The sequence below is a fragment of the Micromonospora sp. NPDC005163 genome (assembly GCF_053599835.1).
In genome coordinates this window covers 45,518-58,913 of the sequence record NZ_JBSFYP010000015.1, presented here as the reverse complement: position 1 = coordinate 58,913, position 13,396 = coordinate 45,518, and the positions used below count along the sequence as shown (strand labels likewise).

The following is a 13,396-nucleotide window of genomic DNA, read 5'->3' as shown; positions in this document are numbered from 1 at the left end:
TCAGCGACCCCCCGGGTCGGCGATGGCGGCCCGCATGATCTGACCGCCGATCCGGGCCGCCTCGGAGCTGCCGCCGCTGCCGGCCTGCTCCAGTACGACGCAGACCGCGGAGACCGGGGTGCCGTTCTTGTCGAGCGCGAACCCGATGAACCAGCCGTGGTCGGGCCGGTCCGGGGCGGACTGCGCGGTGCCCGTCTTGCCGCCGACCGTGTAGCCGCTGATCGCCGCGTTCCGGCCGGTGCCCTTCTGCACCACGCTGACCATCATGTCGCGGAGGTCGCCGGCGACCTGCCCGTTGACCGGCTGGCGCAGCTCCCGCGGCTTCGCGGTGTAGTAGCTGGTGGTCCGGTCCGGGGCGAGCAGCTGCCGGACCAGGTACGGCCGCATCTGGCTGCCGCCGTTGGCGACCGCCCCGGCGATCATGGCCCCCTCCAGCGGGGTCATCCGGACGTTGTTCTGGCCGATCGAGGACTGGGCCAGTGCGGCCGGGTCGGTGCTTCCGTCCGGGTTCTGCATGTCTCCGGTCCGGCTGGCCGCCGTGCGCAGCCCGTCCTCGCCGAGCTGGCCGACGGTGAGGTCGTCCTGCTCGAAGCCGAACTGCTGGGCCTTCTCCTTGATGGTGTCGGCGCCGAGCCGCACGCCGAGCTGGGCGAAGCCGGTGTTGCACGATTCGGTGACCGCGTCCAGCAGGGTGACCTGCGACTTCGGGCAGATCGACGGGTGGGCGTTACGGATCGGGCTGCCCGAAGTGGGCGGGGTGTAGCTCGACCCGGCCGGGATCGAGGTGGATTTGCTGATCCCGTTCTCCAGCGCGGCCGCGGCCACCACGATCTTGAAGGTGGAGCCCGGCGGCAGCGTCTCGGAGAGCGCGCGGTTCTTCAGCGGGCCGTCCGGGTCCTGATCCAGCTTGTTGAACGCCGCCGCCGCCTCAGTGCTGTCGTGGACGGTCAGCGGGTTCGGGTCGAAGCTGGGCATGGAGACCAGCGCCTGCACCGCGCCGGTGCGCGGGTCGATGGCGATCGCCGCGCCCTTCTTCACACCCACCTGGTTGTTGCGCAGCTGGTCGTACGCCACGTCCTGGGCCCGCTTGGAGAGCGTGAGCAGCACGTTGCCGCCACCGGTCTGGTCGCCGGTGAACATGTCCTTGAACCGGTCGCCGATCAACTGGTCGCTGGTGCCGGCCAGGAAGTCGTTCTCCACCCGTTCGATGCCCTGGTCCGCCAGGTTGACCGGCTTGTAGCCGAGCACGTGGGCGTACTTGGCGCCGCCCGGGTAGGAGCGCAGGAACTTCAGCTTGCCGGTGGTCTCCTTGCTGGTGGCCACCGCCGTGCCACCGGCCTCGATGTTGCCGCGCTTGCGCTTGTAGTCGGCGACCTGGACCCGACCGTTGTAGTCGCTGGTGCGGTACTCGTCGGCCTTGTACGCCTGGATCCAGTTGAGGTTCGCGAAGAGCAGACCGAACAGGACGATGACGACGACGCCGACACGGCGCAGGGGTGCGTTCACGGCTTGATCACCTCCGTGGGAGCACCGTGCAGCTGCTCCGGCGGGCCGCCGGTGGGCCGGGCAGCCTTGCCACCGCTCCCGCTGACCGGCCGGCGGGCTCCGTCGGAGACCCGCAGCAGCACCGCGATGAGCAGCCAGTTGGCCATCAGCGACGAGCCACCGGCGGACAGGAACGGGGTGGTCTGACCGGTGAGCGGGATGAGCTTGCTGATGCCGCCGACGATCACGAAGACCTGCAGGCCGAGGGTGAACGCGAGACCGCCGGCGAGCAGTTTGCCGAACGAGTCCCGCACCGCGAGCGCGGCACGCAGGCCCCGCTCCACGATCAGCAGGTAGACCACCAGCAGCGCGGAGAGACCGAAGAGGCCGATCTCCTCACCGATGCCGGCGAAGATGAAGTCGTTCTGCACCTCGGGCAGGATGTCCGGTTGACCGCCGCCCGGCCCGGCGCCGAAGAGCCCGCCCGTGCCCAGGGCGAGCAGGCCCTGGACGAGCTGGTAGCCCTTGTCGGTCGGGTCGGCGAACGGATCCAACCAGATCTCGGCGCGCACGTAGAAGTTGGCGAACGGCCCGCCGATCGTCGAGCCCAGGACGTAGGCGAGGTAGGCGCCCCCGAAGAAGAGGATCAGACCGATCAGCAGCCAGCTGACCCGTTCGGTGGCGATGTAGAGCGTCACCACGAACATGCCGAAGTAGAGCAGCGAGGTGCCCAGGTCCTTCTCGAAGACCAGCACCAGGAGGCTGATCAGCCAGACCACGACCACCGGGCCCAGGTCGCGCCCACGCGGGAAGTCGATGCCGAGGAAACGCCGGCTCGCCAGCGACAGCACCTCGCGCTTGCGCACCAGGTAGTAGGCGAAGAACACCAGCAGTGCCAGCTTGGCGAACTCACCCGGCTGGATGGAGAACAGGCCGACATCGATCCAAAGTCTGGCGCCGTTCTTCTCGGAGATGCTGCGCGGCAGCACCGCCGGGAGCATCACCAGCACGATGCCGGCCAGGCCCAGGGTGTACGCGTACCGGGAGACCGAACGGTGGTCGCGCATGATGGCGAGCAGACCGGCGGCGAGGATCACCGAGAGGAGCGTCCAGGCCAGCTGGCGCCCGCCCTGCCCCGCGAAGATGGCCAGGCTCTCCCGGTCGGCCACGGGGGCCTCGCCCAGGTCGATCCGGCGCAGGAAGCCCACCCCGAGGCCATTGAGCAGCGCCACCGCCGGCAGCAGCGCCGGGTCGGCGAACGGGGCGAGGAACCGGATGACCAGATGCAGGCCGAGGAAGACCGCGCCGAGGGCGGCGGCGGGCATCCAGAAGTCCGGGGTGACCGTGTCCAGCAGGTTCGCCTCGACGGTCGCCCCGTACGCGGCCACCAGCACCATGGCGAGCAGCAGCAGGGACAGTTCGGCGTTGCGTCGGGACCGGGCCAGGCGTACGCCGGACTCCCCGCCCGTGGTGGCGGGCGAGGGTGCCGGTGTGGCCGCTACGGTCACGGGTGGAGTCCTCGGGATCTCAGCTGACGCTCACTCGGGAGACCGGCAACCGGCCGGGTCGAGCCCTGGCGTGGTCGAGTCGGAGGGCGTGGCGTCGGGTGTGGTGGTCGGATCGGTCACGCCGACAGCGGCGGTCGCACCGGTGGTCGGGCTTGCGCTGACGACCCCGGTGGGGGTCACCGACGCTTTCGCGCTGGGGCTGCCGTTCGGTGCCGGCGTCGTCCCGGCCGGCGTCGGGGTCGGCGTGGGCGTCGGCGTCGCGCCAACCACGGCGGTCGGGTCGGCCGGGCAGATCGGCTTCAGGTTGGGGTTGCTCGGGATGTCGCTGGTCAGCTCGGCGAGTTGGCGCTCGGCATCCGGCTCGCTCTTGGCCCGGATGCCCACCTTGACGGTGTCCTGCGCCGCCACGGTGAGGTCGTCCAGCCGGGTGCCGCTGGTGCGATGCACGGTGGAGAGGTCCATCCCGGCGATCTGACCCTGGATGCCACGGAAGACGGCGACCTGGCCCTCCTCGGTGGCGCCCACGTAGTACTGCTGTTGCGTGTAGGTCCAGCCGGCGAAGAGCCCGCCGCCGAGGATCACCAGCAGGGCCAGCGCCATGGCGGTGGCCCGCACCGGACGGCGCTTCGGCTCCTGCTCGTCGTCCGCCGCCGGCGGCTCCTCGGGCGCGGCCGGGCGCGGCGCGGACAGCGCCGAGGCCCGGGCGGCCGGGGTGGAGTCGTCGGCGGAGGTGGCCATGCCCCGGTCGCGGGCGGCGGCGCCGCCGACGATCGGGGTCGCCTCGACGATGTCCTGATCCGTGGCGTCCGCGATGATCACCGTGATGTTGTCCGGCCCACCGCCGCGCAGCGCGAGTTGCACCAGCCGCTCGACGCACTGCTGCGGGTCGGCGTACTCCCGCAGGGTCTCGCCGATGGTCTCGGCACTGACCACGCCCGAGAGGCCGTCGCTGCAGATCAGGTAGCGGTCGCCGGGCAGCACCTGGCGCACCGAGTACTCCGGGTCGATGTCCCGGCCGTCCAGGGCCCGGGTGAGCAGTGACCGCTGCGGGTGGCTGCTCGCCTCCTCGGCGCTGATCCGACCCTCGTCGACGAGCATCTGGACGTAGGTGTCGTCCTTGGTGACCTGCGCGAACTCACCGTTGCGCAGCAGATAGGCCCGCGAGTCGCCGATGTGGACCATCCCCAGCTTGCTGCCGGAGAAGAGGGTCGCCGTCAGCGTGGTGCCCATCCCCTCCAACTGCGGGTTGGCGTCCACCGTGTCGCGGAGTTGTTGGTTGGCGGTGCCCACGGCCGAACGCAACGCGTCGACGAGAGCGTCCCCCGGGACGTCCTCGTCGAGCGGCGCCATGGCACCGATGACGATGTTGCTGGCGACGTCACCGGCGGCCATGCCGCCCATGCCGTCGGCAACGGCGAGTAGCCGCGGCCCGGCGTAGACGGAGTCTTGATTGCCGTCTCGGATCAGACCGCGGTCGCTGTGGGCCGCATAGCGCAGGGTCAGAGTCATGGCCGTAATTCGAGGGAAGTGCGGCCGATCCGGATCGGCACGCCGAGGGGGACGGGGGTTGGTCCGGTGACCTTAGCGCGATCTAGGTACGTGCCGTTAGTCGAGCCGAGGTCCTCGACGAACCACTGCCCTTCACGCGGCACGAGCCGGGCGTGCCGCGCGGAGGCGTAGTCGTCGGTGATGACCAGGGTGGAGTCCTCGGCCCGACCGATGGTGATCTGCGCTTCACCGAGAGTGATTCGAGTGCCGGCCAGCTGGCCAGCGGTCACCACCAGCTGGTGTGCCGCCCTGCCCCGCTTCACCTTCGCTGGCTTGGCCGCTTGCCCCGTCGAGGCGCCCACCGCACGCGGCGCCGCCACCAGACGACCGGACCGGGCCCCCGCGAAGAGGTCCCGGCGGATCACACCGACCACCGTGAACACGAAGATCCACAACAGGATCAGGAACCCGAACCGGGCGACGGTGATGACCAGTTCCGGCAAGGCGGGTCAGCCGTCCACGCGGAAGGTCAGCGTCGTGGTGCCGAGCTGGACCATGTCACCCGGGTTGAGGGCGACCGCGGAGACCCGCTGGCCGTTGACCATGGTGCCGTTGGTCGACCCCAGATCGGTCAGCACGACCTGGCCGCCGTCGAAGTCCAGTCGGGCGTGTCGCCGGGAGATGCCGACGTCGGGCAGGCGCAGGTTGGCCTGGTCGCCGCGACCGATCACCGTCGACCCCATCTGCAGGGGATAGGTGCGCCCGTCGCCCGAGACCAGCCGCACGTTGCGGCCGCCACCCTGCCCGGGCGGCGGACCGTAGCCGCCACCCTGGTCGTACGCGGGGTAGGCGGGCGGGCCGGCGTCGTAGCCGGGTGCCGAGACCGGGGCGACCTCGCCGCCGGTGTAGACCTCGGCGGTGACCCGGAACATCCCCGTGTCCAGGCCCTCCCCCCGTTCGATCTCGACGATCACGTCGCCGTAGACCGTCCAGGCCTGCTCGCCGATGAACTCCGCCTGCGACTGGGCCAGCTCCTGGGCCAGCGCGGCGGCATACGGCGCCAGACGACTGTGGTCGAACGGCGAGAGATCGATCACGTAGCGGTTGGGCACCAACGTGCGCCCACCGGCCAGGATCGCCTTGTGCGCCTCGGCCTCCCGCTGCATGGCGTTGAGGATCTCCACGGGGTGGACCACCCCTTTGAAGACCTTGGCGAAGGCCCCTTCGACCAGGCCTTCCAGACGCTTCTCGAAGCGTTGCAGCACGCTCACCGGCTCCTCCTCGGGTCCCGAGGACATGATGGTATCCGGCCGGCGCGCGCGCAGCTCACACGCCGCTCGGCCGCCTGCTACCGGCCCGTTCGGATGGGCCGGGTCTCCCGTGCTAATCTTTCGTCCGCCACGAACGGTAACCGCTCGTGGCGAGCGCCGGGGACAGCGTAGTATCTCCGGGGCCTGCTGGAGACAGTGGGCTCGGGGCGGCTAGAGTGTTCCGGGTTGTGCCACGGGGATGTGGCGGAATGGCAGACGCGCACGGTTCAGGTCCGTGTGCCCGAAAGGGCGTGGGGGTTCAACTCCCCCCATCCCCACCAACGACGAGGGCTCCGCAGAATGCGGGGCCCTTCCGTCATATCGGGGCCGTGCCCGTCGTCACGCTATGCTCCGATGGTTTCTGCCTCCGATGGACCAGGAGTGGCGTGTGAGTGTCGCGTTGGTGACCGGGTCGGGTGGTCTGATCGGCTCCGAGGCGGTCCGGCACTTCGCCGGCCTCGGCCTGGACGTCGTCGGCATCGACAACGACATGCGCCGGTACTTCTTCGGCGAGGACGGCTCCACCTCGTGGAGCCTGGAGCGACTCAGCCGTGACCTGGGCACCGCCTACACCCACTTCGCGGTGGACATCCGGGACCGGGACGGCCTGGAACAGGTGTTCAAGAAGTACGGCTCCGACATCGCCGTGGTGATCCACAGCGCGGCGCAGCCGAGTCACGACTGGGCCGCCAAGGAGCCGTACACGGACTTCGACGTGAACGCCGGCGGCACGCTCAACATTCTGGAGAACACCCGACGACACGCGATCGACGCGCCGTTCATCCACTGCTCCACCAACAAGGTCTACGGTGACCGGCCCAACAGCCTGCCGCTGATCGAGCTGGAGACCCGGTACGAGCTGCCCGAGGACCACCGCTGGTACCAGGGCATCACCGAGGACATGTCGATCGACAACTCGCTGCACTCGGTCTTCGGCGCGTCCAAGGTCGCCGCGGACGTGATGGTGCAGGAGTACGGGCGCTACTTCGACATGAAGACCGCCTGCTTCCGGGGCGGCACCCTGACCGGGCCGGCGCACTCGGCGGCCGAGCTGCACGGGTTCCTGGCCTACCTGATGCGCTGCGTGATGGAGGGCCGGACGTACAACCTGTTCGGCTACAAGGGCAAGATGGTCCGCGACGCGATCCACTCGCGGGACGTGCTGACCGCGTTCGAGGCGTTCTTCCGGGCGCCGCGTTCGGCGGAGGTCTACAACCTTGGCGGAGGCCGGCACTCCAACACGTCACACATCGAGGCGTTCCGGATCGCCGAGGAGATCACCGGCCGCGAGGCGCAGATCAACTACGTCGAGCAGAACCGCACCGGCGACCACCAGTGGTACGTGAGCAGCATGGCCCGGTTTGAGGAGCAGTACCCGGAGTGGAAGATTACGTATGACGTCCCGATGATCCTGCGGGAGATCTACGAGGCCAACGTGGACAAGTGGGTGCCCCAGGCATGACCGCCCAGACCAAGCGCAACGTGCTCGGCGTCCTGGTCGACGCCACCGACTACGACGCGGCGACCGACGCCGTGGTGACCGCGGCGCACGAGCGGCGTCCGCTCGCGCTGACCGCGCTGGCCGTGCACGGTGTGATGACCGGGGTGCTGGACCCGGCGCACAACGCCCGGCTCAACTCCTTCGACGTGGTCACCCCCGACGGCCAGCCGGTGCGCTGGGCGCTCAACCTGCTGCACCATGCCGGGCTCACCGACCGGGTCTACGGGCCGACGCTGACGCTGCACGTGCTGTCGCGCTTCGCCGACGAGGGGCTGCCGGTCTACCTGTACGGCTCCACCGAGGAGACGCTGGCCAAGCTGATCCCGGCGCTGGAGCGGATGTTCCCGGCGCTGAAGATCGCCGGGGTGGAGCCGTCCAAGTTCCGCGCGGTCCAGCCGGGCGAGGACGCCGAGATCGCCGACCGAATCCGGTCCAGCGGTGCCCGCCTGGTCCTGGTCGGGCTTGGCTGCCCGCGCCAGGAGGTCTTCACGTACGCCATGCGCCCCCTGCTCGACATGCCGCTGATGGCGGTCGGGGCGGCCTTCGACTACCACGCCGGGCTGCTGCGCCAGCCCCCGTCGTGGATGCAGCGCGTTGGCCTGGAGTGGTTCTGGCGGCTCGGGCTGGAGCCGAAGCGGCTCTGGCGCCGCTACGTGATCCTCAACCCGGCCTACCTGGCCCGGCTCGCCGGGCAGAAGACCGGCCTGTGGAAGGCCCGCCCGCCAGCGCCCGCCACCGAGCGGCCGGCCACCTTCGCGGTCTGACCCCGATCCGTACGGCACGAGGCCCCACCCGGCGTTCCGGGTGGGGCCTCGGCCGTGGGAACCAGGTCAGAGGGTCAGGGTCCAGGTGTTGATGTAGCCGGTGTCCCCGGAGTAGACGTCCCGCACCTGCAGTCGCCAGGTGCCGTTCGCCGCCTCACTGGAGACGTTGGCGGTGTAGGTCGTGTTCACGTTGTCGGCACCGTCGAAGTAGCTGCTGTTCTTCAGCCGGTACGCCGAGCCGTCCGGGGCGACCAGGTCGACCACCAGGTCACCCCGGTACGTGTGCACGATGTTCACCGCGACGGTCGAGGACGCCGAGGCGTTGCGGTTGCAGCCGGCGATCGTGATCAAGCTGGACACCGTGGCGCCGGTGTCCGGGATCGCGACGTCGGTGCCGTTGGTGCCGGAGCAGCCACCGCCACCCGAGCCGGTCACGGTCAACGTGTACGTGGCCGTCCGGGTGCCCGCCGCACCGCTGCCGGTGATGGTCACCGGGTAGCTGCCGGCGGGGGTGCTCGCCGAGGTGGCGATGGTGAGGGTGGACGAGCCGCCCGACGTCACCGTCGACGGGCTGAACGACGCGGTCGCCCCGGCCGGCAGGCCACTGGCGGAGAGGCTGACCGACTGGGCGGAGCCGGCGGTGGTGGCCGTACCGACGGTGGCCGTCACCGAACCGCCCGGCGCGGTGGAGCCGAAGGTCGGCGACACCGAGACCGAGAAGTCGTTGGCCGGCGGGGTGCCGTTCACGACGTAGAGCAACCGGTTCGGGGTGCCGGTGCCGACGTTGGTCACCACGTTCGGGGTGGAGTTGTTGACCAGGTTGTCCCGGACCTGCTGCGGGCTCCACGACGGGTTCGCCGAGAGCACGAGCGCGGCGGCCCCGGCGACGTGCGGTGACGCCATGGAGGTGCCGCTGATGGTGTTCGTCGCGCTGCTGCCCGTGTACCAGGCCGAGGTGATGTTGACGCCCGGGGCCAGGATGTCGACGCAGGTGCCGAAGTTGGAGAAGCTCGCCGCGGCGTCGTTGTTCTGCGTCGCGCCCACGGTGATCGCGGAGGCGACCCGGGCCGGGGAGTAGTTGCAGGCGTTCTGCCGGACGCCGAGGGCGTTGCCATTGCCGGCGGCGACCGCGTACGTGACGCCGGAGTTGATCGAGTTGGTGACGGCCGTGTCGATCGAACTGTTGGCGCCACCACCGAGGCTCATGTTCGCCACCGCCGGCTTGACCGCGTTCGCGGTCACCCAGTCGATACCGGCCACCACCTGGGCGTTGGTGCCGCTGCCCTGGCAGTTGAGCACTCGGACGCCGACGATCTGGACGCCCTTGGCCACCCCGTACGACGAGCCGCCGACCGTGCCCGCCACGTGCGTGCCGTGGCCGTTGCAGTCGTCGGCGGAGCCGCCGTCCACCGCGTCGAAGCCGGAGACGGCCCGCCCGCCGAAGTCGTTGTGCCCGTACAGCACGCCGGTGTCGATGATGTAGGCGCGGACGTTCGACGCCGTGTTCGGGTAGGTGTACGAGCTGTTCAGGGGCAGGTTCCGTTGGTCGATCCGGTCCAGGCCCCAGGACGGCGGGTTGGTCTGGGTGCCGGCGATCGAGACGGTGTGGTTCTGCTCGACGTACGCCACCGCCGGGTCCGCGGCGATCCGCGCGGCGGCCTTCGCGCCGACCCGGATCTCGAAGCCGCGCAGCGCCGCGCCGTAGGTGCGGGCCACCGTGCCGCCGTGCCGGCCGACCAGCCGGTCCGCGTTGTCGCCGACCGTGCCCCGGCTGACGGCGGTGTCCTTGAAGACGACGATGTAGCTGTCCGCGACGGCCGTGTCTCCGCCCGCCGCCCGGATGGCACCGGTCGGTTCGGCGGCCAGGGCGGGTGTGGCAGCGGCCAACAGGGTCAGTGTGGCCACCCCGACGAGTACGGACCTGTGGGCAAGACGCATCTCTTACCTCCCTCCGACCGGCAGCCGCCCGACGCGGGTCCCGCTCAGATTCGTGACGGCCGATCTTTCCGAGAGTAGGTCAACGTAGTGACGAAGATAAACATGTCGCATCGTTCATAACACGGAAAGGATGCCCCCTACGGGACGGCGTCCGGGACGAACGAGGGCTGCGCCCGGAGTCGCGGACGGCCGCGACCGGGCAGGCTGACCAGCATGGAGAGCCCCCTCGCCGCCCTGTTGCCGATCGCCGTCCTGTGGCTGGCCGCTGGCGTGGTCGCGGACGGCCTGCCCCGGCTGGACCGCGCCCGCGCGCTGCGCCGACGCGCTGGACACCTGCTCATCCTGACCCTGGTGGGCCTGACGCTCACGGTGACCGTCCTCGCGGCCGGGCTGCTCAGTGCCGGGAACACCCCGGCCGACCAGGCCGCCGCCGCCCTCGATATCGCCGGGCTCCCCACCCTCGTGGTCGCGGTCTGCACCGTACGCCGGGTACGCCGGCTCTGGGCCGGCGCGGGAGCGTTCGCCGCGGCGCCCGAGACGCCCGCGCCGCACGGTCTTCGGGCCGCCGCCGCGCACCCGTTGATCGGGTTGCCGTTGCAGGTCACCGGGGTACTGACGGTGCCCGCGGTGGTCGCGGCGAGCGGCACCGACCTCTTCGCCGAACCGGGCGTCACCGGTCCGGCGATCACCGTCGGCGCGCTCGGGATCCTGGCCATCGGCGTCCGGCACGCGCTCCGGCACAACCGGCTCGCCGAGCGGGCCCAGCCGGATCCGGCGAAGTCAGCGCGAGCGGCCGGGCCCCTGCACGTATAGCAGCTCCAGGATCGCCCGGGTCGCCTCGAACCAGCGGTCCAGCCAGCCCGGCGGCGGAACGCTGCCCTTCGGTGGCAGCTCCATCAGCAGGCCGCGCAGCAACGGGTGGTCAGCCAACGACCCGGTGGGCTCCATCGGCCAGCCGCTCGGCGGGAAGGACGGCTCGACCAGTGGGTTCGGGTCCAGCGAGGGCAGCGAGAGCGGCGGGTCGCCCGCCTCGGTCGCCGGCGCCTCCCGCCCGCTCATCTCCTGGTCGGTCGAGACCACCTCGGTCAGTACGGTGTCCCGACGCGCCCCGCGGTACTTGCCACCGAACCGCTCCGGCTTGCCCGGACCGTTGGTGAGGTTGTCTGACCCGATCGTCGTCATCCGTCTCGCCTACCTCGCTGGGTTGCGGATCGGTGCGGCGGGTCGTCGACCAGCGCCGTACCGATTCGTTCAACGAGACGGACCCGCTGTGGCGACGGGAATCCCGGCGGAACCTCGCCGAGCGCGCCTCCGCGCGCGGAGCGGGAGCCCGCCGGCGCGGCACGCGAAGGCCCCCGCCCGGTCGAGACCGGACGGGGACCTCACGTGACCGCTCGGTCAGGCCGAGCCGAACACACCAACTCTGGTGCCGGCGACGAAGGCGTGCCAGTCACCCGGGGCGAAAACCAGGGCCGGGCCGGCCTTGTCCTTCGAGTCCCGCACTCCGACCGCCCCGGTCACGTACGCCACCTCCACGCAGTTGTCACAGTTCGGCCCGCTCTTCGAGCTCTTGAACCACGTTGCCTGCGTCAGGTCCACGGGGAACCCCTTGGTCGCCATTTCCACAACGGCTCCTCTGCCAGTTTTGCGATGTGTGCGACGGACTCCTCCGGACGAATGGCCGCGGCGCGGATGTGATCGAAGATGAAGCTGTACTTCTGTAGTTCGTCGCTCTTCTCAAGGAAAAGCCCACCCGTGGCGTTCTCCGCGTACACGACATCCGGATCACCGGCCTCGGGGAAACTGAGGATCGTGAAAGTGCCGTCCATGCCGGCGTGCGCACCGACCTCGAAAGGCAGGATCTGCAACGTCACGTTCGGCAACTCGGCCACTTCGACCAACCGCTTGAGCTGGCCACGCATCACCTCGTCCCCACCCACCGGCCTGCTTACCACCGCCTCATCGAGCACCACCCACAGATCGACCGGATCGTCCTGGGTCAACAACGACTGACGGCCCAGTCGGACACGCACCCGTTGGTGGACCTGATCGGCGGTGAAGTCCGGCCGGGCGGCGCGGATCATCGCGCCGGCGTACTCCTCGGTCTCCAGCAGACCCGGCACCACCTGCTGCTCGTACGCCCGAATCGAGCTCGCCGCGGCCTCCAGCCCGACGTACGCGCCGACCAGCACCGTGCTGTACGGGTGCCACCAGCCCTTCTGCCGGGCCTCCCGGGCGATCTGCACGAGTTCGTCGCTCTCGGCACCGACCACGCCGTAGATCCGCAGCATGTCCCGGACGTCGCGCGGGGTGGCCGTGGTGTGCCCGGTCTCGATCCGGGAGACCTTCGACGCCGAGCACTCCAACTGCTCGGCGACGACTTCGATGGTGATCCCGGCGGATTCCCGCTGGCGGCGCAGCTCGGCACCGAGCCGCCGCCGTCGGATGGTGGGGCTGCGCCGCTCACTCATGGCGCTCCCCGGTCACTGCTTTCCGCCGCTGGCTGCTCGACCCCACTTCGGGCTACCTCCGGTCGACGCGCCACTGGCTGCCGCCCGCCGGGGGCGCGACCGTCGACCGGCGAGCGTTCGCGGCGAGGGGGTGGTGCCGGTCATCGGCCGGCCGCGACGGGCGAAACCGGCCCTCAGTGTGCCGTCCGGACGCGGATGGCTTCAAGCGCCGCTTTGTGGAAGGCACTCACGTATCGGCAAAAGTCGACGTGCAACTTGCATGAAGCACGTCACTGATGCACTCTGTCCGCATGGCACGGATCACTCAGCGTCTCCGTCCGGTCCCCCGGTGTGGTGATCCCACCGACCCGGGGAACCCGGGCACGACGCGGGCCCGGCCGGCGACACCGAGAGCTACTCCGGGGTGAGGACCCCGCCGCTGCAAGCCAGCCGGCTGCGGCGGCGGGCGCGGTTCCCGGAAGCAACCGGGTGATGGTCGGGTGGCGGCACGCCACCAGCGGAGTACGGCCCGACCGCCACCACCCGCACCACCGGTCCACGAGGCGCGAACCCGTCACCGGGCCGAGACGTTTCCCCCGACCAGTCACCGCCGGCACGAATGCCGGCCGACCTCCCCAGGAGCCCATGTGCTTCCCCGCTCCGGTGACGTACTGCACGTGACTCGCGCGGCGAGTGTCCAGTTCCTCAGGCCCATCAAGTTCCGGGTGATCCGGGTGCTCGACTGGCCGACCTACGACGGTTGGCTCTGGCTCGACGGCTACGAGTTGAACACCGCGGGCGACGCGGTCAACCGTCGGTCGATCTTCGTCCAGCGGGGCGGGTTGCAACAGGTGCAGGCCGCACCGGAGCCCCGCCCGCACACCGTACGGAGCCGGCGACCGGTCGTCCGTACACCGGTCCGGGTGGGCTGACCGACGCGATCCGCCGCCGG

13 protein-coding genes and 1 tRNA gene are annotated in these 13,396 nt (G+C 70.4%); 5 read left to right on the top strand and 9 right to left on the bottom strand.

Annotated elements, in window-relative coordinates; all coding sequences use genetic code 11:
• From ACWD6N_RS13175 to ACWD6N_RS13155, 5 genes are read right to left on the bottom strand one after another with little or no spacing between them, the layout of a single operon-like run.
• The gene (locus ACWD6N_RS13175) at nt 1-1,506 is read right to left on the bottom strand and encodes a peptidoglycan D,D-transpeptidase FtsI family protein (protein WP_387324791.1); all 1,506 of its coding nucleotides are present in this window, start codon (nt 1,504-1,506) and stop codon (nt 1-3) included.
• Nucleotides 1,503-2,993: an FtsW/RodA/SpoVE family cell cycle protein gene (locus ACWD6N_RS13170; RefSeq protein WP_354966409.1), complete on the bottom strand. Its 1,491-nt coding sequence runs from the start codon at nt 2,991-2,993 to the stop codon at nt 1,503-1,505. Before ACWD6N_RS13170 ends, ACWD6N_RS13175 begins: the two co-directional genes overlap by 4 nt.
• Nucleotides 2,994-3,023: 30 nt before the next feature.
• Nucleotides 3,024-4,502 carry a PP2C family protein-serine/threonine phosphatase gene (locus tag ACWD6N_RS13165; RefSeq protein ID WP_354966408.1) on the bottom strand — a complete coding sequence of 493 codons (1,479 nt, stop codon included), beginning with the start codon at nt 4,500-4,502 and terminating at the stop codon, nt 3,024-3,026.
• Nucleotides 4,499-4,984: an FHA domain-containing protein FhaB/FipA gene (locus ACWD6N_RS13160; RefSeq protein ID WP_088959602.1), complete on the bottom strand. Its 486-nt coding sequence runs from the start codon at nt 4,982-4,984 to the stop codon at nt 4,499-4,501. Before ACWD6N_RS13160 ends, ACWD6N_RS13165 begins: the two co-directional genes overlap by 4 nt.
• A 6-nt stretch (nt 4,985-4,990) precedes the next feature.
• Nucleotides 4,991-5,779 (bottom strand): FhaA domain-containing protein, encoded by a 789-nt coding sequence (locus ACWD6N_RS13155; protein WP_074315673.1) that lies wholly within the window; start codon nt 5,777-5,779, stop codon nt 4,991-4,993.
• Between the two features lie 207 nt (nt 5,780-5,986).
• Here ACWD6N_RS13155 and ACWD6N_RS13150 point away from each other — a divergent pair.
• The 3 genes from ACWD6N_RS13150 to ACWD6N_RS13140 all read left to right on the top strand — a co-directional run bounded on the left by ACWD6N_RS13150 (nt 5,987) and on the right by ACWD6N_RS13140 (nt 8,056).
• Nucleotides 5,987-6,072 (top strand) — tRNA-Leu (locus ACWD6N_RS13150).
• A 65-nt stretch (nt 6,073-6,137) separates the two neighbouring features.
• A complete protein-coding gene (locus tag ACWD6N_RS13145) occupies nt 6,138-7,253 on the top strand; it encodes an NAD-dependent epimerase/dehydratase family protein (RefSeq protein WP_354966407.1) in 1,116 nt (371 codons plus the stop codon).
• On the top strand, nt 7,250-8,056 hold the full coding sequence (locus ACWD6N_RS13140; RefSeq protein WP_354966406.1) for a WecB/TagA/CpsF family glycosyltransferase: 807 nt from the start codon (nt 7,250-7,252) through the stop codon (nt 8,054-8,056). Before ACWD6N_RS13145 ends, ACWD6N_RS13140 begins: the two co-directional genes overlap by 4 nt.
• Nucleotides 8,057-8,122: 66 nt before the next feature.
• Here the strand turns inward: ACWD6N_RS13140 and ACWD6N_RS13135 are convergent, their stop codons facing one another.
• Entirely contained in the window at nt 8,123-9,994 is a 1,872-nt protein-coding gene (locus ACWD6N_RS13135; protein ID WP_450004774.1) for a S8 family peptidase, read from the bottom strand.
• Nucleotides 9,995-10,207: 213 nt separating this feature from the next.
• Between ACWD6N_RS13135 and ACWD6N_RS13130 the strand changes: the two genes are divergently transcribed.
• A complete protein-coding gene (locus ACWD6N_RS13130; protein ID WP_354966404.1) occupies nt 10,208-10,807 on the top strand; it encodes a hypothetical protein in 600 nt (199 codons plus the stop codon).
• Here ACWD6N_RS13130 and ACWD6N_RS13125 read toward each other — a convergent pair.
• From ACWD6N_RS13125 to ACWD6N_RS13115, 3 genes are all read right to left on the bottom strand, one after another.
• A complete protein-coding gene (locus ACWD6N_RS13125; protein WP_354966403.1) occupies nt 10,775-11,176 on the bottom strand; it encodes a hypothetical protein in 402 nt (133 codons plus the stop codon). The two genes, ACWD6N_RS13130 and ACWD6N_RS13125, sit on opposite strands and share 33 nt — an antisense overlap.
• 216 nt (nt 11,177-11,392) lie before the next feature.
• Nucleotides 11,393-11,614 carry a DUF397 domain-containing protein gene (locus tag ACWD6N_RS13120; RefSeq protein ID WP_354966402.1) on the bottom strand — a complete coding sequence of 74 codons (222 nt, stop codon included), beginning with the start codon at nt 11,612-11,614 and terminating at the stop codon, nt 11,393-11,395.
• A complete protein-coding gene (locus ACWD6N_RS13115; protein ID WP_354966401.1) occupies nt 11,584-12,465 on the bottom strand; it encodes a helix-turn-helix domain-containing protein in 882 nt (293 codons plus the stop codon). The genes ACWD6N_RS13120 and ACWD6N_RS13115 overlap by 31 nt, the downstream gene beginning before the upstream one ends.
• 626 nt (nt 12,466-13,091) lie before the next feature.
• Here ACWD6N_RS13115 and ACWD6N_RS13110 point away from each other — a divergent pair.
• Entirely contained in the window at nt 13,092-13,376 is a 285-nt protein-coding gene (locus ACWD6N_RS13110; RefSeq protein WP_354966400.1) for a hypothetical protein, read from the top strand.
• The last annotated feature ends 20 nt before the right edge of the window (nt 13,377-13,396 follow it).

What these genes read in the sequence shown, in the direction of transcription:
- ACWD6N_RS13140 (WP_354966406.1), top strand. Translation starts at nt 7,250, where the DNA reads ATGACCGCCCAGACCAAGCGCAACGTGCTCGGCGTCCTGGTCGACGCC.
- ACWD6N_RS13145 (WP_354966407.1), top strand. Translation starts at nt 6,138, where the DNA reads ATGCTCCGATGGTTTCTGCCTCCGATGGACCAGGAGTGGCGTGTGAGT.
- ACWD6N_RS13165 (WP_354966408.1), bottom strand. Translation starts at nt 4,502, where the DNA reads ATGACTCTGACCCTGCGCTATGCGGCCCACAGCGACCGCGGTCTGATC.
- ACWD6N_RS13130 (WP_354966404.1), top strand. Translation starts at nt 10,208, where the DNA reads ATGGAGAGCCCCCTCGCCGCCCTGTTGCCGATCGCCGTCCTGTGGCTG.
- ACWD6N_RS13120 (WP_354966402.1), bottom strand. Translation starts at nt 11,614, where the DNA reads ATGGCGACCAAGGGGTTCCCCGTGGACCTGACGCAGGCAACGTGGTTC.
- ACWD6N_RS13125 (WP_354966403.1), bottom strand. Translation starts at nt 11,176, where the DNA reads ATGACGACGATCGGGTCAGACAACCTCACCAACGGTCCGGGCAAGCCG.
- ACWD6N_RS13135 (WP_450004774.1), bottom strand. Translation starts at nt 9,994, where the DNA reads ATGCGTCTTGCCCACAGGTCCGTACTCGTCGGGGTGGCCACACTGACC.
- ACWD6N_RS13115 (WP_354966401.1), bottom strand. Translation starts at nt 12,465, where the DNA reads ATGAGTGAGCGGCGCAGCCCCACCATCCGACGGCGGCGGCTCGGTGCC.
- ACWD6N_RS13155 (WP_074315673.1), bottom strand. Translation starts at nt 5,779, where the DNA reads ATGTCCTCGGGACCCGAGGAGGAGCCGGTGAGCGTGCTGCAACGCTTC.